Genomic DNA, 21736 nt, shown 5'->3' on the forward strand with positions numbered 1-21736 from the left:
AGCCGCTTCTACGGACAAAAATCCGTAGAGGCGGTTTTTGCGTATAGACTTAATTTCCACCTTCCAAGAGCCGACATATACAGTACAGTATGCCTTTAGGATCTGGAGGAATCGCAATTGCAGCGTCTTCGTTTCGTACCCGTACTATTATTGCTCACGCTCCTGGCCCAGACATTCGGTCCGATAGGGGGCGCATTTGCAGCCAGCGGCGGTCCTGTCATCGTCACACTTCAACCCGCAGACAACAGCCCGGTCGTGCCGGCTAACGCGCAGCTCTCCGTCACGTTCGACGAGCAGATCTATCGCGGCTCCGCCGGTTCCGTACTAATTAAGGAAGTGGCGTCTAACAATACGGTGGCAAGCTTCGACGTAGCGGCCGACACCACGCATTTGCAGATTAGCCCCAACAACCGACTGAACATTTATCCTAATTCCGGCACGCTCCTGGCCGGTCTGGATTATTATGTCCAAATTACGCCAGGCGCTTTTACCGGGGCCAGCGGTTACTTCGGCGGCATCACGGATGCGACGGCGTGGAACTTCCATGTCGTAGCCGCGGATACGACGCCTCCTGCGGTCAGCAACTATTCGCCGCTGCAGAACGGAACGATGGGTGCAACCGGCGCTCTGACCCTCACATTTAATGAAGCGGTACAAGCTGCATCCGGCAGCATTCAGATCGTTCGCCGCGACACGCAAGACGCGCAGGTCATCTCCGTGCTGTCTTCCGCCGTGACCGGATCTGGTACGAACGTGATTCGCATCCAGCCGCCGACTCGATTGGTCGCAAGCACGCAGTATGATGTTCTTATCGACAATGGCGCATTTGTCGATGCCGTCGGCAACAGATATGCCGGCATTTCCGGTTCCTACATATGGTCATTTACGACTACGGCTTCGGATGTAGCCGCGCCTCAATTCGCCTATCCGCTTCGCGGCGCCTCGGGCGTAAACGGCGATTCGCCCATTACGCTGCAGCTTCAATTCCAGACGGGAATGAAGACGGGCAACACTGGGTACATTACCGTCAAAAAAGTATCGAACAACGAGACAGTCGAATCGATCGCCGCAAACTCGGGAAGAATCTCGATCAACGGCGCAACGGTAAACGTACCGATGTCGCAATCGCTCGCACGCAACACGTCTTATTATGTATTGATCGATCCCGGCGCTTTATTGACGACCGGCGGCGCTTCCTACGAAGGAATCGTGGATCCTTCCGGCTGGTACTTCTCGACGATGGCTTCCGCGGATACGACGCGTCCTACAGTTGCAACGCTGACTCCGGCGGCCGGCGGTTCCACGACGGATACTGCAGGATCGCTCACTATCCAGTTCAGCGAACCTGTCGTGCCGGGTTCCGGCAACGTTGTGATCCGCAACGCCGATACCAACGCGGTCTTTTGCTCGATTCCGGTCACTTCGACCGCGATCACGGGCGGCGGCACCGCGACGATCTCGATCAAGCCTTGCGCTGCGCTGTCTCCGAATACCTCGTACGCGGTGCAGATCGGTACGATGGCATTCGCGGATTTGTCCGGCAACTATTATCTGGGCATCGGCACTTCGGACTTGACGACCTGGCGCTTCCGCGTGGCATCGGACAATACGCCGCCTGAGCTGGTCTCCACGGATCCGGCCCCGCTGCTCAACAGCGTGCGCCCCAATTCCGTTCTTCGCATGACCTTCAGCGAACCGGTGCGGATCGCCTCTGGAGGCGTGACAGCCAGCGCTGTATTAGGGAACGATGCCAGCGTCAGAATCTCTCTCTCGCTCGCGATCGACAGCTCCGATCCTCGAATCGTGACGTTGACGCCAAGCACTAACTTTGCCGGGGCATCCCGTTATATCGTGAATGTTCCCGCGAACGCCATTACCGACCTGGCCGGCAATGCGTATCCCGGCATCCTCAACGACTATCGCTGGACGTTCCAGACGCTCGGCACAGACACGACGGCGCCCGGCCTCTCGAGCGCGACGATGGACAGCGCGGCGATCGTGCTCCTTACTTATAATGAAGCGCTGGACGAGAATTCGATTCCGTACGCCTCCAACTATTACGTGACCGTTAACGACGTTCCGCGGCAGATCAATGCGATCTCGGTAAAAGGGACCCAGGTGCGCCTGACGCTGCAATCGGGCGTTACGGTAGGACAGACCGTCAAGGTATCCTATACGCTTGGCGCCGTTACGCTTAAGGACTTGTCGGGCAATGCCGCGCCGGCTTTTAATGCGACCAACGTCGCAAATACGGCCGATACGACCCAACCGCGTCCGTCAAGCGGCGTGGTCTCCGGCAGCAGCGTGACGTTGACGTTCAACAAGACGCTGGCGGCCGTCTCTTCATCGGCGGCGGGTCAGTTTACGCTGAAGGTGAACGGTACGGCGCAAAGCATCGCATCGATCTCTTCGAGCGGCGCCAACGTCACGTTCGGCTTGTACAGCTCGATCGCGGGAAGCCAGTCGGTTTCTGTGAGCTATTCACCCGGCAGCTACAAGCTTACCGACCTGTCGGGCAACGAGGCGGCCGCGTTCAGCGATTTCTATTTGCAAAATACGAACGACACGACGCCGCCTTCGCTCACGGGCGCCACGGTGGCCGGGACTTCGGTCGTGCTTTCCTATAACGAGGGACTTCTCGCTTCTTCCGTACCGCCCAAATCCAGCTTCTCTGTTCTGGTAGGCGGCTCGGCCGCGGAGATAACCGGCGTATCCGTAAGCAACAACACCGTGACGCTGACGCTGGCCTCCACCGTGATGGTCAACCAGACCGTTACCGTAACTTATATTCCGAGTTCTACGCCGATCAAGGATCTTGCGGGGAACGCAGCTTCGCTGTTTACGGGTTATTCGATTACGGCAGGCTCTACGGTAACCGCTACAGTTACGAATATCACGGTAAACGGGGCCGCGCTCACGATCCAATATTCCGCAGCCTTGAATCCGTCCACGGTTCCTTATGTCGCGCAATACACCGTTAAAAATTCCGATGGCGGACTTTACGGCATCAGCAACATCAGCATCAGCGGCTCTCAAGTTACGCTGACGCTTACAGCGCCGGTGGCAGCCGGCAAAGCGGTCATTGTCAGCTATGCGACTAGCGGCAATGCATTAAAGGACGCTTCCGGTCAGATCGTTGCGGCGTTCAGCGATCGAGCGGTTACGAATGGCACTTCAGCTGTCGCGGGATTGCCGGATTACTTAACGTTGGACGGAGCGGGAGGATTGCTGCTTAATCAGTCCGCCGCCTCCAAGGCGGCGAGCCAGACGGTGTCGGGCAAGACGGCTGTTCGTTACAACCTGGACAGGGATAAGGTGACCCTGTCGTATTCTGCAGTGTCCACGGCGCTTAATGCCGGTACGGTGACCGTGCCGCAGCTCTCGTTCAGCGTTCCGCAGAGCGAAGCCGGCGCGATCGTAGCCATTCCTGTAATGGCGCTCGCCGGTGCCGTTACGCAGAATTCTTCCGCCGTCTTCCGGCTGGACTACGGCGATCTGCTCTTCAGCCTGCCGCTCAAGGCGATCAATTACAGCAAGGAAGTGCAGACCAGCGGCGGCGATATGACCAGCGCTTATTTGGTCCTTAAGATCGAGAAGCTGTCGAACACGACGCTTGCATCTGCGTTAAATGCCAAAGGCATTCAAGCGCAATCCGCGGTCGCCGACTTCACGGCTTCAATCGAGGTGGGCGGAAGCGAACGTGCGATCGACGAATACAGCTCTTACGTGACAAGGACTTTCTTGCTGCCAGCCTCGGGCACCTCGGCTTCCGATGCCGCAGTCGTTCGGCTCGACGGCGATTCGGGCGAGATCGTCTACGTGCCGACCCATGCGGTGGCGAACGGTTCGACGCTGCGCGTGGACTTCATGCGCAAAAGCAACAGTCTCTACGCGGTCGTGGCGAAGCCCATCACGCTCTTCAGCGATATGACCAAGCATTGGGCGGGCGTTGACGTAGCCTCGCTTGCTTCCAAGTTTATCGTGAAAGGAAGCAGCGCCGCTGCCTTTGCGCCGGAACGCAAGATTACGCGCGGGGAGTTCGCCGAGTTTATCGTGCGCGGTCTAGGGTTGAACGGCAGCTCGGCTTCGGCGGCGCGTTTCTCCGACGTAGGCAGCGGCGGCACCTCGGCTGCCTACATCGGCGCGGCGGTAAAGGCGAGCATCGTGCAAGGCGGCACGGACGGGAAGTTTCGACCGAACGCTACGATTACGCGCGAAGAGATGGCCACGATGATGCTGCGGGCCATGTCGTATGTGGGCGTCATGCCGACCGTCACCGGCACGGAGATCAACGCATATAAGGACCGGACCAACGTGAGCAGCTGGGCGAAGGACGCCGTCGTGGCAGCCGTTAAGACGGGACTCATCAAAGGCGTTACGACGACGGAGTTGAAGCCCAAGGACAACGCGACGCGCGCGCAGGCGGCGATTATCGTCAAGCGTTTCCTGGAGTACGTAGAATTGATGTAAAATAGTCGGGGGGCGCCATAACGCCCCCTGTTACATTTTTGTCGAAAGTGGGTACAGGTTGATGATAGATATACATTCCCATATCTTGCCTGGGCTTGACGACGGCGCGCAGGATTGGGAGGACGCATTGGCATTGGCACGCGCGGCATCGGCCGAGGGAATCGAGACGATCATCGCGACGCCGCATCATGCCAACGGCGAGTATGACAACGTCGGACCGAGGATCGCGCCGGCGGTGCAAGCCATGAACGAGCGACTGGCGGATGAGGGCATCGCGCTGACGGTGCGTGCGGGACAGGAGATCCGGGTGCACGATGACCTGCTCGACGCCTGGGCGAGAGGAGACCTGCTTTCCTTAGCCGGTACGCGGTATATTTTAATCGAACTGCCGACTTCCAGAATTCCGCGCGGTCTAATCGATCTGCTGCATGAGCTCAAGCTATTGAATCTATCGCCGATCATCGCGCATCCCGAGCGCAATGCCGAGATCGTCAGCCATCCCGAACGACTGGCCGAGCTTGTAGCGGCGGGCGCATACGGCCAGGTGACGACGCATTCGCTGCTGGGCGCCTTCGGCAAGCGAATCGAGCAGGCGTCGTGGCTGCTATGCAGGGGAGGGCTCATCCATCTCGTATCCTCCGACGCGCATCATGTGACCAAGCGGGGATTTCTGCTTCAAGAGAGTTACCGCAAAGTGAACCGGATGCTAGGCGAAAAGTTTGAGCTTTTTTTTAGAGAAAATGCGGAAGCCGTGCTGTATAATGGTGACATATCGCCGCATCCTCCGATTGCTCGAAATGAGAGTTTATGGATGAAGCTCGCAAATATTCTCAGGAAAAGTTGACCTAGCCTCTAAGTATTCGTTAGAATACTTGTTAAGGCAAGTAAATATTAACACTGTTAAAACAAAAAAATGGTAGAGGTGAGATTCTTGGCATTGAAGAAAAAAGTAATTGCCGGCACGATCGCGGCCAGCTTGACGTTCACCGCACTGGCGGGACTGCCGCTCAGCGACAAGGGAATCGCTGAGAAGCTGGGATTTAGCGTAGCTTATGCACAAAGCACTCAATTTCCAATTCCGCAGGTCGTAACTTGGGCAAACGCAGTCAAACAAAGCATTGCAGGCGCCGTTTATGCGCCGCACGTAGCCGACAACATCGACGTCAAGCTCGGTAATAGCAGCGTTGCAAGCATTACATACACCGTTTATGGTGATCCTTCCACAACCCAAACCGTCTACACGGTACAAGAAATTACAGAGCCGGTAGTAGGCAAGCTGAATCTGGATTCCGACGATCGTGATAATGTGGACAAGCTCTTTGCCGGGATCGCGAAGTTTGCGCTCGACCAAGATACTTACGCTCTGGAAGCGCTTCGTGAAGACGAAGGCATCCGGGATGCGCTTCGCAATATTTCAACGGACATCACGTTGAATGATCTTAGTACGTTCCTGTTTGATCCTTCTACCGGCCTTCAAGCCGTCGTTAACAACAAACTGAATAGCAAGACGCCGACCGAGTTGGCGACGCTCGCTACTGATGTAGCTGCTCGTAATGCATTCATCGACGAGATCTTCACGGCGATTCTGAATGGAACGAACAATTCCAAGATTCGCGATGTGCTCAACGATAATGGAATCCTAGGCAGCGACTTTAAGCAAGTCTTCCTGAACTTCCGTCACGCTGTTGGTGAATCCAACTTTGACAAGGCTGCCGTCGAGCTGTACCTCGCTTACCAAAATGCTGCGGGTATTGTCGGCTATACGCCTGGCACGGGCACCGGCACCCCGACGCCAACGACCGATTCTATCATTGTTACGCTTGTAAGCGACCTGACTTCGCTGAAGACCCAGATCGCAGCCGCTACGGGCGACGAGAAGCAGAAGCTTATTGATCAAGCCGTCTCCAAGGCCAACACGGCTATTGAGAAGCTGGTATCGATCGACGCTTCCAAGCTCGTATCGACTGTGAACGGCAAGGCGACTGTAGCGTTGTCGGCAGCAGACGTGACCAAGCTCCTATCTGGTGTCTCCGACGCCAAGAAGGCACTTGCTGACGCAACCGGTTCCGCCGAAGGTCTGAAGGTTGGCGCAATCACGCTTGACCTGGGCACGATCACGCAATCCGGCGCTTCCGTCTCGCTTCCGCAAGAGCTGTGGACGCTGGCTTCGGACATCAAGGCTGACGGCGTTGCCGTCAAGATCGGTCCGATGAGCGCTACGCTGCCTACCGGCACCTTTACGGAAGCCGTTACGTTGGGCGTTGCGGTTGAAGCAACGGACGCAACATCCGCTTCGTCGAGCGTTTACGGCAAGTCGGTCGTATCCGACGTGTACAACGTGGATCTAGAAGTCGGCGGCAAGGCTGTCCACGAGTTCAACAAGCCGATCAAGCTTCGCCTGCCGCTCAAGAACCTGACCGGCGTCGACAAGGAACTGCTCTCCGTAGCTCGTTACGAAGACGACGGCTCCGTGTCGATCCAAGGCGGCAACGTAGACGGCGACTTCATCAACGAGGACCGCTACAAGCTTTCCAAGTATGTCGTTATCGAGAACAAGGTTACCTTCAACGATATTGCTAGAGTCGAAGGCTGGGCGGGTCGTCAGATCCAAGTCGTAGCGGCTAAGGGCGCGATCGAAGGCAAATCTGCCGGCATCTTCGCTCCGCAAGACAAGATTACTCGCGCCGAGTTCGCCAAGATTCTGATCACGGCGCTCAACCTGGACAACACGCTGGCGACTTCCTCGAAGTTCTCTGACGTGCCTGCATCCCACTGGGCTGCTCCGTACATCGCGGTAGCTGCCGAGAAGGGCATCATCAACGGCAAGTCGGCGTCGACGTTCGCGCCGAACGCGACGATCACGCGCGCCGAGATGGCAACGATGATCGCACGCGCGCTTAAGGTAACGCAAGATCTGAAGGACATCGACAATGTCGAAGCGGCGCTGTCGGTATTCAAGGATTCGAGCAAGATCGGTTCCGCGTTCCGCTCGAGCGTAGCTTGGGCTGCTGCCAGCGACATCATCATCGGCGCTAACGGCAAGTTCCTGCCGAACGACAACGCGACGCGTGCCGAAGCTGCCGTCATCATCTATCGTGCGATTAACTTCAAGCCGCAAGCCTAATATTTTTCACCCATCCTAGTTACGCTGTATGACGAATAGGCGCATCCTCCTCTCTTGGTTTCGAGGGGAGGATGTTGTCTATGAGTAGGTATTGTTGGCGAATTATGGCATTTAGACATCAGTGGCAGCTTGGGACTCATACATTTGGAGGGAATTCGCGTGACTAATGAATTGGACCTGAGAGACTACTTCCGGATCATACGGAAGCGGCTATGGTGGATTGTCGGGGTCGTCCTGATCGTGACAGTCGCCGCAGGTCTATATAGTATTTATGTAAAGGACCCGATCTATCAAGCTTCAACCAAGATTATCGTTAATCAGACCTCCACGCAGGCGATTACGAATCAACCGTTATTGAATAGCGATGCCGTAAATACGAATATCCGCATGATCGAGACCTATAAAGAAATCATCAAGACGCCTGCGATTCTCGATAAGGTCGTCCAGAACTATCCGCAGCTTCAGTTGACTTCCGAACAGTTGGCCGAGAAGATCAAGGTCAGCTCAGTGAACAATACGCAGGTAATGACGGTTGGCGTTACGGACCTCTCTTACAGGAAAGCCGCCGAGATTGCCAACGCCGTATCCGAGATTTTCCGTCAAGAGATCCCGAATATTTTTAACGTAGAGAACGTATCCATCCTCAACAATGCCAAGCTAGAGCCCGCTCAACTCCCCGGACCTATATCGCCCAATATTCCGCTCAATATCGCGATTGCTTTTATTGTTTCCCTTATGCTCTCTGTTGGCGTCGCATTTCTGCTGGAGTTCTTGGATGACAGCATCAAGACCGAGTCGGATGTCGAGAAATACCTGGAACTGCCAGTACTCGCCTCCATCTCCAGAGTGAACTTCGACGAACATCAAGCCGGTGCACCAGGAAGATCTACTCAAGTCAAAAGCGCGGGAGAATTGAATCATGTCTCAGCAGGCAAGTAGCAGTAAGCGGCCTCTTATCACGCTAACGAACGCAAAGTCTCCGGTATCGGAATCCTACCGCTCGCTCCGGACGAGTATCGACTTTTCTTCGGTAGACGAGCGGATGCAGGTCATTGCCGTGACTTCGGCGGGCCCTGGTGAAGGGAAGTCCACGACAATCGGGAACTTGGCGATTACTTACGCACAGTCCGAACGACGGACGCTGCTGATCGACGCGGATCTACGCAAGCCGACCGAGCATCACACCTTTAACCTGTCGAACCGAAAAGGTCTATCCTCTGTATTGTCGCAGCAGTCTGAGGTCGATGATGTGATCCAGCCGACGGATGTTCCGAATCTGTCCGTCATCTCTTCCGGGCCCATTCCGCCCAATCCTGCGGAGATGCTCGCTTCCAAGCGCATGAGCGCATTGATCGATCAGCTGAGGGGACAGTTCGACATCATCCTGATTGATACGCCGCCCCTATTGGCCGTCACGGATGCGCAAGTGCTTGCGACCAAGTGCGACGGATACGTGCTGGTGCTCGATCAGGGCAAGGTGAAGCGGGACATCGCGATGAAGGCGAAGGCGAACCTGGAGAAGGTCGGAGCTCGCATACTCGGTGTCGTGCTTAACAACATCAAGCGCAAGAAGAGCGAAGGGTACTACTATTATTATTACGGGGAAAATAAATAACGATCAAGGCGGAGGCTCTCGTAAATGGCAGTCAAGAAGAAGATGGCAATCTTGTTTCTCGTAGATTTGGTCATCATTTGGTTCAGTATCTGCAGCGCCTATTTCTTCCGATTCGAAGGCCCTGCGCCTGAACAATACGCGAACCAAATGTTCTTGTACTGTGCCATTTCCTCCGTATTGTGCGGACTGAGCATGGCTTACTTTGGCATGTACCGCAAGATGTGGCAGTATGCCAGCGTCTCCGAAATGTTCTCGATGTGCGTCGCCGTTACGATCGGGTGGGGGCTCTCGTTTCTCGCTACGACCATTGTTTCGGATCTTCGGGTACCGCTGTCCGTCGCCGTACGCACGCTGGAGACCAGCCTGCTCCTCATCGGCGGTATACGCGTGATCTGGCGGGTCATCCGTCTTCGTCAGGGCAAAGGCGTCGACCGGCGTATTCCGACCTTGATTTATGGTGCCGGGGATTGCGGCGCGCTGGTCGCCCGAGAGTTCAAAGGACAGGCGATGGACGATCACAAGCTAATCGGCTTTGTAGATGACGCGCGAGACAAGCATAACCTCACCATGCACGGCTTGCCTGTGTTGGGGGGGCGTGCGGATCTGCCTACGCTGGTAGAAGTATTTAAGATCAAAGAAATTATTATTGCCATTCCTTCCGTACCGCGCTCCCAAGTATCGGAGATTATTAATCTCTGTATGGCATGCGGCGTTAAGATCAAGATCATTCCTGGCATTAACGATCTCATTAAAGGCAAGATCTCAGTCAGTGCCATCCGCAACGTCGACGTCGAAGATCTGCTTGGCCGCGATCCGGTGCATACGGATCTTCAAGGCATCGCGGATTATGTACATAACAAGGTCGTCCTGATCACGGGCGCAGGCGGATCCATCGGCTCCGAGCTGTGCCGCCAAGTCGCGTCCTTCGCTCCGGACAAGCTCTTGCTCCTGGGACACGGCGAAAATAGTATTTACACCATCGAGATGGAATTGAAACATAAGTTCCCCGGCATGCTGTTCGAGCCGATCATCGCGGATATTCAGGATCGCAGGCGGATGGAAGAAGTGTTCGACGCTTACCGTCCGCAAGTCGTCTTCCATGCCGCAGCGCACAAGCATGTCCCCCTAATGGAGAAAAACCCGGCAGAAGCCGTCAAAAATAACGTATTCGGCACGCAAAATGTTGCTGACTGCGCGGACAAATATGGAACAGAGCGCTTCGTACTCGTCTCCTCCGACAAGGCCGTCAACCCAACCAGCGTCATGGGGGCAACCAAGCGCATTGCAGAGATGTATGTTCAGAGCCTTAATGCGTCATCTCGTACCAGGTTTGCGTCAGTTCGTTTCGGCAACGTCCTCGGCAGCAGAGGCAGCGTCATCCCGGCCTTCAAGGCTCAGATCGCCCGCGGCGGCCCGGTCACCGTCACCGACCCGCAGATGGTCCGCTACTTCATGACCATCCCAGAGGCCGTGCAGCTCGTCATCCAGGCCGGCGCCATCTCTCAAGGCGGCGAGATTTTTATCCTTGATATGGGGGAGCCGGTTCAGATCCTCAAGCTCGCCGAGGATCTTATCCGCCTCTCGGGCTACGAACCTTACATCGATATCCCGATTCACTTCACCGGTATTCGCGAAGGGGAGAAGCTGTTCGAGGAGCTGCTCACAGCTGAAGAAGGTGCGTCGAAGACGCAGCATGAGCGGATTTATATCGGGAAGCCGGAAGTGATAAGCCGGGAGGACTTGGCTAGAGAGCTGAACAAGCTAAATCGAGTCATTGCCGGCGGAGCCGACGATGTGAAGGAAGCGATTGAACAGTTGGTTCCTTTGTATGAACAAGTCTCGTAATTCTCGTGATTGCGGCGTAATGGCCACGAAAGGAAGCTAGGACCATGAAAGAAAGAATCTATCTCTCCTCGCCTCACATGAGCGATGAAGGTTATGAGATGCAGTATATACAAGAAGCCTTTGCGACCAATTGGATCGCTCCGCTAGGGGAGAATGTCGATGCTTTCGAGCGGGAGCTGGCTCAGAAAGTTGGAATTAAGTCAGCTGCCGCTCTTTCGTCCGGTACGGCTGCAATTCACTTAGCCCTAAAGGCTGCCGGTGTAGGAGAGGAAGATATCGTTTTTTGCCCTACCTTAACTTTCTCGGCGACGGCCAACCCGATCATTTATCAGAACGCAACGCCGGTCTTTATCGATAGCGATTATAAGACCTGGAACATGTGTCCCGAAGCGTTAGAACAAGCCTTTCACAAATATCCGCATGCAAAAGCCGTGATTGTCGTCCACCTGTATGGTCTGTCTGCGGACATGGACAGGATTATGGAAATCTGTCGCCGCTATAATGCCACCGTTATAGAAGATGCTGCCGAATCTCTAGGTACTTATTATAAAGGGAAGCATACCGGGACGATCGGCGATTATGGCATCTTCTCTTTTAATGGGAATAAAATCATTACGACCTCCGGTGGAGGAATGCTAGTTTCAAATAATGAAGAAAGAATCGCAAAGGCGAGGTTTTGGGCTACCCAAAGTAGAGATCCTGCCAGACATTATCAGCATAGTGAGCTTGGATTTAACTACCGAATGAGCAATGTTGTCGCGGGGATTGGTAGAGGGCAGTTGAAGGTGCTGGATCAGAGGGTTGCTAAGAAAAAGTATATTTTTGAGTTCTACAAGAGCCAGCTGCAGGAACTTGAAGATATTTCTTTTATGCCAAGCAATGATTGGGATGAACCAAATTATTGGTTGAGTTCAGTGATACTGCAAGGCAATGTAAGACCAGTTGATGTCATGGAGATCCTTGGCCGAGAGAATATTGAATCAAGGCCCGTGTGGAAGCCGATGCATTTGCAGCCCTATTTTATGAAATATGACTATATTGGAGAAAATATTTCCACAGAATTATTTAAGAATGGATTATGCTTGCCTTCTGATACAAAAATGTTTGATAGTGACTTAGAAAGAGTTGCAGGAATAATTCAGAGCATATGGAGGCAATAGTGGACTATCGTAAAGATAGAATTTATAAAAGATATATAAAAAGACAGATGGATTTATTCATATCATTAATCGCACTAATAATTCTTTTACCGGTTCTGGTCATAATCGCATTACTAGTAAAAATCAATTTTGGAGGGGCAGTTATTTTTAAACAAGCTCGACCAGGTCTAAATGGTAAGATCTTTACCATTTATAAGTTTAGAACGATGTCGGATGCAAAGGATGAGCATGGAGAATGGCTTCCTGATAGTGAGCGACTTACAAGGTTTGGGAGGCTTTTACGTTCTACATCGCTTGACGAACTGCCAGAGCTTATTAATATCCTTGTTGGGGATATGTCCATAGTGGGACCTAGACCATTATTAGTGGAGTATCTACCTCTTTATAACGACCATCAGAGTCGCAGACATCAAAGCCGTCCGGGTTTAACTGGTTTTGCGCAGGTTAATGGGAGAAATACAATTGGATGGGAAGAAAAATTTAATCTTGATGTTCAATACATTGATAACATAAGCTTTGTAGGAGATTTGAAGATTATTTTTTTGACGGTAAAAAAGGTTTTTGTCCGAGAAGGAATAAATTCAGAGACGTACGCGACGGTTGAAAAATTTAAGGGAAGTTCAAAGGGAAGCATAGGACTATGAAAAAAAAGCTTCTCATCATGGGTGCAAACGGTCACGGAAGAGTTGCTGCGGACATTGCATTAAAAATGAATAAATGGAAGAATGTTGCTTTCTTGGACGATAATGAAAGTATTAAGTCTTCCATGGGGTTAGAAATAGTAGGCAGCACAAAGGAGACGCATAAGTATACCGAAAATTATGACATATTTGTGGGGATTGGAAATAATGCTACAAGAGAAAAGATGCAAAAGCGTCTTGAAGATGAAGGAAATAGTATACCTATATTAATACATCCCAGTGCTGTAATCGGAGAACAAGTCAGATTGGAGATAGGGACAGTGGTAATGGCTGGAGCAGTAATAAACTGCTGCTCGACAATTGGAAAGGGCTGTATTATTAATACGGGTGCAACAATTGATCACGACAGTTTAATCGATGATTACGTCCATATTTCACCTGGAGCTAATTTGGCCGGGGCGGTAAAAGTGGGCAAGGGTAGTTGGTTAGGTATTGGGAGTATAGTTGTTAATAACATTAATATAACAAGCTATTGTAATGTTGGAGCTGGGGCTGTTGTTGTCAAAGATCTAACCGAAGCTGGAACATACATAGGTGTTCCTGCAAGGAGAGTTTAAGAATGAATATACTATTTCTAACCCTATTGGATTTTGATTCACTCGAAGAAAGAGGTATATACACTGATTTATTGCGAGAATTTGTGAAAGATAACCATAAAGTCTATATTGTTTCGCCAACTGAAAGAAGAAAAAAACAACCAACAAGGTTAATTGAAAATGGGAATTGTCGGATCCTGAAGTTACAAATAGGCAACATTCAAAAAACTAATATTATTGAAAAGGGAATTTCAACTTTTTTTCTTGAATCACAATTTCAAAGAGGCGTGAGAAAGTATTTTTTTAATATCAAATTTAATCTGGTAATATACTCAACACCGCCAATAACATTGCAGAAGGCAATCAAAGATGTAAAGAAAAGAAATAATGCAAAAACCTATTTGTTATTAAAGGATATTTTTCCGCAGAATGCTGTAGATCTCGGCATGATGAGAAAGAATGGAATACAAGGCGTTCTATATAAGTATTTTAGAGCTAAAGAAGATGAGTTGTATCAGATATCAGATTTTATTGGTTGTATGTCGCAAGCAAATGTGGATTATATATTAAACCATAATAAGGGACTATCGCGTGACATTGTGGAGATATGCCCCAACACTTTAGAGCCAAGACGAATGCTTTATAAGGATCAAAAGAATGAGATAATTAAGAAAAAATATAACATACCTATTAATAAGACTGTATTTATATATGGTGGAAACTTGGGGAAACCACAAGGTATAGATTTCCTCATTAAGTGTGTGGATGCTAACAAAAACAATAAACAGGTGCATTTCGTTATTGTAGGAGCAGGAACAGAGTTCAACAAAATTAAAGCATATTTTGATAAAGAGCAACCTCCGAATGCCCAGTTGTTTAGACAAATGTCTAAGTATGAGTATGAAGTATTAGAGGGCTTATGTGACGTAGGACTAATATTTTTAGACCGTAGGTTCACCATACCTAATTTCCCTTCGAGAATTCTTTCCTACATGCAAGCATCTATTCCTGTACTAGCTGCGACCGATTGCAATACGGATGTGGGGAAAGTGATAGAGTCTGGGGAGTTTGGATTCTGGTGTGAGAGTGGCAATGTTAAAGAGTTTAATCACCGTATGGATTTGCTTTGCGATGCAGAACTCAGAGAGAGAATGGGGAGTAAAGCTAGAGAGTATTTGGAAGAATATTATACTGCAAGACACTCTTATGAAATTATTATGAAGCACTTTAAAAAAAACGTGTGAGGTTCTGTTAAATGTTCAAAGATAAAACATTATTAATCACTGGCGGGACAGGGTCTTTTGGAAATGCAGTTATGAAAAGGTTCTTAAATACGGATATAAAAGAAATTCGCATTTTTTCTCGAGATGAGAAAAAGCAAGATGATATGCGTAAAATTTATAAAAATGAAAAGCTTAAATTTTATATAGGCGATGTAAGGGATTTGGCTAGTGTTAAAAATGCCATGTACGGCGTAGATTATATTTTTCATGCAGCTGCGCTTAAGCAAGTCCCGTCTTGCGAGTTCTTTCCGTTAGAAGCCGTGAAAACCAATGTTTTAGGAACGGATAATGTTCTTACCGGGGCGATCGAATGTGGAGTAAAAAAAGTCATTTGCTTGTCTACAGATAAAGCGGCCTATCCTATTAATGCAATGGGAATTTCTAAAGCTATGATGGAGAAGGTTTTTGTGGCTAGGTCTAAAACCGTTGATCCGGATCGGACATTGATCTGTGGTACGCGCTACGGAAATGTTATGGCGTCAAGAGGTTCTGTAATTCCGCTTTTTATTGAGCAGATTAAAAGCGGAAATCCGTTAACAGTTACAGATCCCAATATGACAAGGTTTTTGATGAGTCTTGAAGATGCGGTAGAGCTAGTCGTGTTTGCATTTGAGAATGCTAGTGCCGGTGATGTTATGGTTCAAAAAGCGCCAGCTTCAACGATAGGAGATCTGGCACAAGCGATCAAAGAATTATTTAATGCTGATAATGAGATAAAGATTATTGGTACACGTCACGGAGAAAAGTTATTCGAGACATTGCTTACAAGAGAAGAGCATATTGTCGCTCAGGATATGGGAGGCTTCTACAGAGTTCCTTCAGATAAGCGGGATTTAAACTACGATAAGTATTTTGTAGAAGGTGATCGGGAGTTGTCCTCGGAAGAGGAGTATAATTCCCATAATACAGTGAGGCTTAATATTGAGAAAGTTAAAGATCGACTATTGATGCTTGACTATGTGAGAGAAGAATTGAAGGGCTGGAACCGACGGTGAATATACTTGTGACCGGTTCAAAAGGGTTTATCGGTAGAAATCTTGTAGCAGAACTTCAAAACCTTAATCATTCAAATATCTTTGAATATAATAAGGATTCTGAATTGAACTTGCTTGATGAATATTGTAAGAAAGCCGACTTTGTGTTTCATTTAGCAGGAGTGAACAGACCCAAAGAAGAACGTGAATTCATGGATGGCAATTTTGGCTTTACATCAAGAGTACTCGCAACTCTACAAAAATATCAGAATCCGTGTCCAGTCATGATATCGTCCTCTATTCAAGCTGAATTAGACAATCCGTATGGAAGAAGTAAAAAAGCGGTGGAGAACTTATTATTAGACTATAGCAGTGTTACTGGAGCAAAAGTACTTATTTATCGCTTTCCTAATGTATTTGGAAAATGGTGTAGACCCAATTATAACAGTGCAGTAGCGACCTTTTGTCATAACATTGCATATGATTTGCCTATCGTAGTGAATGACCCCAGCACCGAAATGAAACTGATTTATATCGATGATCTCCTGAGGGAAATGGCCAAGGCATTGGTTAATCATGAAAATCGTGTCGGAGATTACTGCGAAGTTCCTTTGGTCCAAACTATAACGCTGGGTGAAATCGTTGATTTGCTTTATTCGTTCAAGAAAAGTCGTGAAGAGCGCTCAATTCCGGATATGTCTCATGCATTTACAAAAAAATTGTATAGTACTTATCTTAGCTATTTGCCAGATGACCAGTTCAGTTATGAACTTAAGATGAATGTAGACCAAAGAGGTTCATTTACTGAGTTCATCAAGACTCCTGATCGAGGACAAGTCTCCGTAAATATATCTAAACCTGGTATTACAAAAGGGAATCACTGGCACCATACGAAAAATGAGAAGTTTCTTGTGGTTAGTGGAAAAGGAGTTATTCGCTTTAGGAAAATTGACTCAGATGAAATCATTCAGTACTTCGTAAGCGGGGCCAAAATGGAAGTCGTAGATATACCTACGGGCTACACGCACAATATTGAAAACCTTGGTGATACCGATATGGTCACTATTATGTGGGCAAATGAATTTTATGATCCGAATAGCCCGGATACGTACTTCATGGAGGTTTAAATGATGAAAAAGCTAAGAGTGATGACAGTCGTAGGTACTAGACCAGAGATAATAAGACTGTCAGCTGTAATTAATAAGCTTGAAGAATCAAGTGCAATTGAACATACTCTTGTTCATACGGGGCAAAATTATGATTATGAATTGAATCAAGTGTTTTTTGATGATTTTAAGTTAAAGAAGCCTGATTACTTCCTTAATGCAGCTATCGGAACGCCGGTTGAAACGATAGGAAACATCCTAATTAAGATTGATCCTATTTTTGAACAAGTTCAACCAGATGCCCTCTTAGTACTGGGAGACACCAATAGCTGTCTATGTGCTATCGCAGCTAAAAGAAGACAGATTCCCATTTTTCATATGGAAGCAGGCAATAGATGTTTCGATCAGAGGGTACCAGAAGAGACAAATAGAAAGATTGTAGATCATATAGCGGATATTAATCTAACCTATAGTGATATAGCGAGAGAATATTTATTAAGAGAAGGGTTGCCAGCAGACAGAATCATTAAAACCGGAAGTCCTATGCTTGAAGTAATAAATTCTAGAAGAGATGATATCGAAAAATCAGATATACTCGAAAGATTAGATCTTGAAGAAGAGAAATATTTTGTAGTATCCGCACATAGAGAAGAAAATATCAATTCCGAGACCAATTTTATGGATTTGGTTAACAGCTTAAATGGAATCTCTGAAAAGTACAATATGCCAATCATATTCAGCACTCACCCTAGAACAAGGAATATGATTGATAATAAAGGGATAGAGTTTAATCCACTAATAAAAATAATGAAACCATTAGGATTTAATGATTATATTAAATTGCAAGTTAAATCCAAGGCAGTTCTAAGTGATAGTGGGACTATCAGTGAGGAATCTTCTATTCTTGGGTTTAGAGCTTTGAATATTAGACAGGCTCATGAAAGACCTGAAGCAATGGAAGAAGCGGCTGTTATGATGGTAGGTTTAAACGAGGAAAGAATTCTGCAGGGGTTAGAAATTTTAAATACTCAAGAATTAAATACATTAAGCATAGTGCGAGACTACAACATGCCTAATGTATCTGAAAAAGTGCTTAGAATAATTTTGTCTTATACAAATTATGTGAATACAGTTGTCTGGAGGAATTCTTTGAAGGTGTTTGAGGTGAAAAGAGATGGATAAATCCTACAAAAAAGTTTTAGTATTAAGCCATAACGCCTTCAGTAAAACACAGAACAACGGAAAAACTTTAGAATCTTTTTTTCAAAATTGGGATAAAGACAAAATTGCTCAAATTTATCTCCAGCCAGAAACTCCTGATTTTGATTTTTGCAAAAACTATTATAGAATGACTGATTATGAAGTCTTAAATAATATTTTATTTAAAGGGCGAATAGGCAAGAAAATCATACTTAGCAAAGAAGATAACTTGGAAACCTTGAATCCAGTAATTCAAAGGTTATATACGGGACGGAATAATGGAAATGAGCGAAAAGGAATTAATAATTTTATTCATAAAGCTTTTATTGCACGTAAACCTCTATTTATTTTTATGAGAGAGTGGTTTTGGAAGTTAGGGAAATGGAAAAATAAAGAGCTAGAGAATTATATTGAGGATTTTTCCCCTGATGTACTCTTTTTCCAAGGAAGTAGCTGTGTTTTTGGGTATGAAATATGTTTATGGATACGCGAAAAGTTTCAAATCCCAGTTATTTTAGAGTTGACGGACGATTATACAACAGGGCTTTATAAGTGGTCAGTAATTGAAAAGGTAAATAAAAAAAGGTATCTAGATATCTTTTCTTATACAATAAACCTAGCTTCAAAGGTTTACACTATTAGTGAGTATATGAAAGACGAATACAAATCTCGTTTTGGCGGAGACTACTCGGTTTTAATGAATTCAATTCCTCAAAGAAATGTTAAAGATGAGCAGGAAGGGGGAAATCTCCTCTATACAGGTAATGTTTCGCTTAAGAGATGGGAACTGCTTGTAGATATTGGTCGCTCTCTTGAGGATTTAAACATAAAATATAGTGCTGAATATAAATTATTTATATATACTCCAACACCAGTTTCGCCGGAAATAAGGAAGATTTTTGAGTCAATTTCTGCAATAAAATATGGTGGATCTCTATTGAAAGAGGAACTGGAGAGGGCGGTTTCTAATTCCAATATTCTAGTTCATGTTGAGGCTTTCGATGAAAAAAACAAAGCAATAACACGCTTATCTATATCTACAAAAATCCCAGAATACATGGCTTCGAGACGAACTATATTTGCAGTGGGACCTGATGATATTGCGTCTATAAAATATATAAAAGAAAATAACTTCGGGAAAGTAGTTACTACTAGGAGTTCTGCGGCTATCAAGCAAGGTATAGAAGAGTTGTTATCTAACAAAAACAAGAGACGCTTTTACAGTGATACAGCATTCCAAGGTTACTTGAATATGCACACTCCTAAAAGAAACCAAGAAAATATATATATAACTATAGAAGAGGCTTGTGGTAGAGAGAGACATGAATAATCAAATTGTCCCAAACAAAGTACTATTTCTATTTATTATTTTAGATGTGGCTCTTTTTCCGGTAAGTCCCATTTTTGCTTTTCCATATTCCTTGTTTGCGAATCTCCTAATTTTCTTCCATATTCTTTATAGAAAAAAGTTAGAATCCAAGCCGATATCATACTATATATTGATAGTTTGTTTACTTATATCTGGATGGCTATCTGTGCTTTTTAAGGAAAAGACTGCTTTACTTAAAAATGATGTAAATACACTTTTTATTGATGTTCAAAGGGAAGATATTAAAAGATTATTGTTTATCCTTTTTGGTTTTATAATTTACGAATCGGTAGGTTACCTATATAGAAGAAGTCGTGCAAAATTGATCGTATCAATTAAGTGGGTCTTATATTTAATAATTGCTGTTTTCTCTTTGTTAGGTATTATTTTTCTAAACGATTATTTAAGTTATTATCAAATTAAAAACTTATTTTTTAATAGTAATATTAACTTAACTACAAACGAAGTGCTAATAAACACTGGGTATTTTGAAAGATATAACTTTATATTGCTGGATCCGAACAATGCTTGCTATTTCATTTTGATGGTTATAATGTTTTTACTTGAAATTTACTCATTAAGAAAAATAACAAGAGTTTTATTGTGGTTATCGGCGATCTTTGCACTTGTTCTAACTAAAAGTGTAGGAGGAGGTTACGCATTAATAATCTATATTGTTGTTAAAAACTTTAGGGTTTGGCGAAATAAAGTCAACACTAAGTATGTAATATCTGTTGTTTTTATACTAGCCTTTATTGGTGTGATTTTTTGGATAAACCTTTTAATTGACAACAAAATTATAGACTTCTTTAAAAATACCGAAACTGTGCAGCGATGGAGCGACAATAGTATGAATAGTAGGTATGAAAGGTACGGGCAGATTTTGAAAAGTTTTCCTCCACTATGGGGATCTGGTTATACTTTAATAAGAGATGGGTTCTATATTAATCCTCATTCAGATCATCTTCGCTTCTTATATTCTTACGGACTTGTTGCTTATATTTCTTTGTTGTTCATTTCTGTTAAAAAAAGATATCTTCAAATGAGGTACTCTTTTTTAATTCCTGTTGTGATCGCCTTTACAATCAATAGCTTAATTGATGAATCGAGATTTTTTTATCTTGCCCTTATCTTGTTAGCGATTTCTAAAGTAGAAATCAATCAAAATACCATGAGGTTAAATGATGAATAAATTTGCTGTGGTGGTTATTGGCTATAATAGAACTGATAGCATAAGTAGGTTGCTAGCTTCTCTTTTAAAAGCGGATTACGCAGGGGAAAAAGTGGATCTAGTTATTAGCATAGATTTTAGTGGTGTTGATAATGTTAGATTGATTGCAGAAGAGTATAGATGGCCTTTTGGGGATAAAATTGTTAAAGCTTACCCCCAAAAGCTGGGTTTAAGAAAACACATTTTATCATGTGGCGATTTATTAAATGATTACGATGCGATTGCTGTATTAGAAGATGATGTATATGTTTCTCCAGACTTTTTCAATTTCATGAATCAAGCTGTTAATTACTATCAAGGAGAAAGAAATATTGCGGGAATCTCTTTATACTCCCATGGCTGGAGTGAGTATAACAACCGTCCGTTTATTCCCGATAAAAATTGTTATGATGTTTATTTTATGAAGTATGCCCAATCTTGGGGGCAGATTTGGTTAAAAGATCAATGGTTGGATTTTATAGATTGGTATAATAAAAATAATGAAGAATTTTTGGATCAACCACATATCCCCCCCAATGTATCCAATTGGCCTGCGTCTTCATGGTTAAAATATCATATAAAGTATTGTATTGAGATGAATAAATATTTTGTCTACCCATATCACTCTTTATCAACTAATTTCACTGATATTGGACAACATAATGCTTTTAAATCCACCAATTATCAGATTCCCATAGTAAACGGGAAGGGACTAAAATATAAATTCGTCGATATAAATAATAGGGACGAAGGAGTTTTTTACGATTGTTTCTTCGAGAGAGAAAATCTCGGTAAATTTATTGGTTTAAATGATTTGGATCTATGTTTGGATATTTACGGTGGGAAAAGTGAGAAAGTTTATAAAAGGTTTTTGCTCACGATGGAAAAGAAACCTTATAAAATAGTAAAAAGCTTTGGTTTAGAAATGCGCCCTCATGAAGCTAATATTACAAACCAGCTACCAGGTGAAGACATTTTTCTATACGACACTTCGATAGCTGACGAAAATAATTACATAAAGGCAACAGAAACAGATATTAAAAAATGGAATTACGATATTAAAAGTAATGACTATCGTCTTATGCTTAAAATATTGATTAGAAGAATTTTATCTAGATTCAAAATAAATTAAAGTATAAAAGT

The 21736-nt window shown here is 45.9% G+C and carries 16 protein-coding genes; all 16 read left to right on the forward strand.

Features of this window, described 5'->3' with window-relative positions:
- Positions 1-117: 117 nt before the first annotated feature.
- Positions 118-4470, forward strand: coding sequence for an Ig-like domain-containing protein (locus tag ACFOTD_RS11145; protein WP_378118617.1), 4353 nt, complete (start codon positions 118-120; stop codon positions 4468-4470).
- Positions 4471-4531: 61 nt separating this feature from the next.
- The gene (locus ACFOTD_RS11150) at positions 4532-5314 is read left to right on the forward strand and encodes a tyrosine-protein phosphatase (protein WP_378118619.1); all 783 of its coding nucleotides are present in this window, start codon (positions 4532-4534) and stop codon (positions 5312-5314) included.
- Positions 5315-5401: 87 nt separating this feature from the next.
- Positions 5402-7594, forward strand: a complete 2193-nt coding sequence (locus ACFOTD_RS11155) for an S-layer homology domain-containing protein (RefSeq protein ID WP_378118621.1) — start codon at positions 5402-5404, stop codon at positions 7592-7594.
- A gap of 159 nt (positions 7595-7753) precedes the next feature.
- On the forward strand, positions 7754-8533 hold the full coding sequence (locus tag ACFOTD_RS11160) for a YveK family protein (protein WP_378118623.1): 780 nt from the start codon (positions 7754-7756) through the stop codon (positions 8531-8533).
- On the forward strand, positions 8514-9209 hold the full coding sequence (locus ACFOTD_RS11165) for a CpsD/CapB family tyrosine-protein kinase (RefSeq protein WP_378118625.1): 696 nt from the start codon (positions 8514-8516) through the stop codon (positions 9207-9209). Before ACFOTD_RS11160 ends, ACFOTD_RS11165 begins: the two co-directional genes overlap by 20 nt.
- Positions 9210-9233: 24 nt before the next feature.
- The gene (locus ACFOTD_RS11170) at positions 9234-11054 is read left to right on the forward strand and encodes a polysaccharide biosynthesis protein (protein WP_378118627.1); all 1821 of its coding nucleotides are present in this window, start codon (positions 9234-9236) and stop codon (positions 11052-11054) included.
- Positions 11055-11098: 44 nt separating this feature from the next.
- Entirely contained in the window at positions 11099-12214 is a 1116-nt protein-coding gene (locus tag ACFOTD_RS11175; protein ID WP_378118629.1) for a DegT/DnrJ/EryC1/StrS family aminotransferase, read from the forward strand.
- 47 nt (positions 12215-12261) lie between these two features.
- On the forward strand, positions 12262-12858 hold the full coding sequence (locus ACFOTD_RS11180) for a sugar transferase (RefSeq protein ID WP_378118827.1): 597 nt from the start codon (positions 12262-12264) through the stop codon (positions 12856-12858).
- Entirely contained in the window at positions 12855-13472 is a 618-nt protein-coding gene (locus ACFOTD_RS11185; protein WP_378118631.1) for an acetyltransferase, read from the forward strand. Before ACFOTD_RS11180 ends, ACFOTD_RS11185 begins: the two co-directional genes overlap by 4 nt.
- Before the next feature lie 2 nt (positions 13473-13474).
- Entirely contained in the window at positions 13475-14695 is a 1221-nt protein-coding gene (locus ACFOTD_RS11190; RefSeq protein WP_378118633.1) for a glycosyltransferase family 4 protein, read from the forward strand.
- 11 nt (positions 14696-14706) lie between these two features.
- Positions 14707-15729 carry a polysaccharide biosynthesis protein gene (locus ACFOTD_RS11195; RefSeq protein ID WP_378118635.1) on the forward strand — a complete coding sequence of 341 codons (1023 nt, stop codon included), beginning with the start codon at positions 14707-14709 and terminating at the stop codon, positions 15727-15729.
- On the forward strand, positions 15726-16835 hold the full coding sequence (locus ACFOTD_RS11200; RefSeq protein ID WP_378118637.1) for a capsular polysaccharide biosynthesis protein CapF: 1110 nt from the start codon (positions 15726-15728) through the stop codon (positions 16833-16835). Before ACFOTD_RS11195 ends, ACFOTD_RS11200 begins: the two co-directional genes overlap by 4 nt.
- Before the next feature lie 3 nt (positions 16836-16838).
- A complete protein-coding gene (wecB, locus tag ACFOTD_RS11205; RefSeq protein ID WP_378118639.1) occupies positions 16839-17996 on the forward strand; it encodes a non-hydrolyzing UDP-N-acetylglucosamine 2-epimerase in 1158 nt (385 codons plus the stop codon).
- A complete protein-coding gene (locus ACFOTD_RS11210) occupies positions 17989-19344 on the forward strand; it encodes a glycosyltransferase family protein (RefSeq protein ID WP_378118641.1) in 1356 nt (451 codons plus the stop codon). The genes wecB and ACFOTD_RS11210 overlap by 8 nt, the downstream gene beginning before the upstream one ends.
- A complete protein-coding gene (locus tag ACFOTD_RS11215; protein ID WP_378118643.1) occupies positions 19337-20575 on the forward strand; it encodes an O-antigen ligase family protein in 1239 nt (412 codons plus the stop codon). The genes ACFOTD_RS11210 and ACFOTD_RS11215 overlap by 8 nt, the downstream gene beginning before the upstream one ends.
- Complete coding sequence (locus tag ACFOTD_RS11220; protein WP_378118645.1) at positions 20568-21725, forward strand: glycosyltransferase; 1158 nt, start codon at positions 20568-20570, stop codon at positions 21723-21725. The genes ACFOTD_RS11215 and ACFOTD_RS11220 overlap by 8 nt, the downstream gene beginning before the upstream one ends.
- Positions 21726-21736 lie beyond the last annotated feature (11 nt).

The sequence above is a fragment of the Cohnella sp. GCM10012308 genome (assembly GCF_042649185.1).
In the GTDB taxonomy this organism is placed as follows: domain Bacteria; phylum Bacillota; class Bacilli; order Paenibacillales; family Paenibacillaceae; genus Cohnella.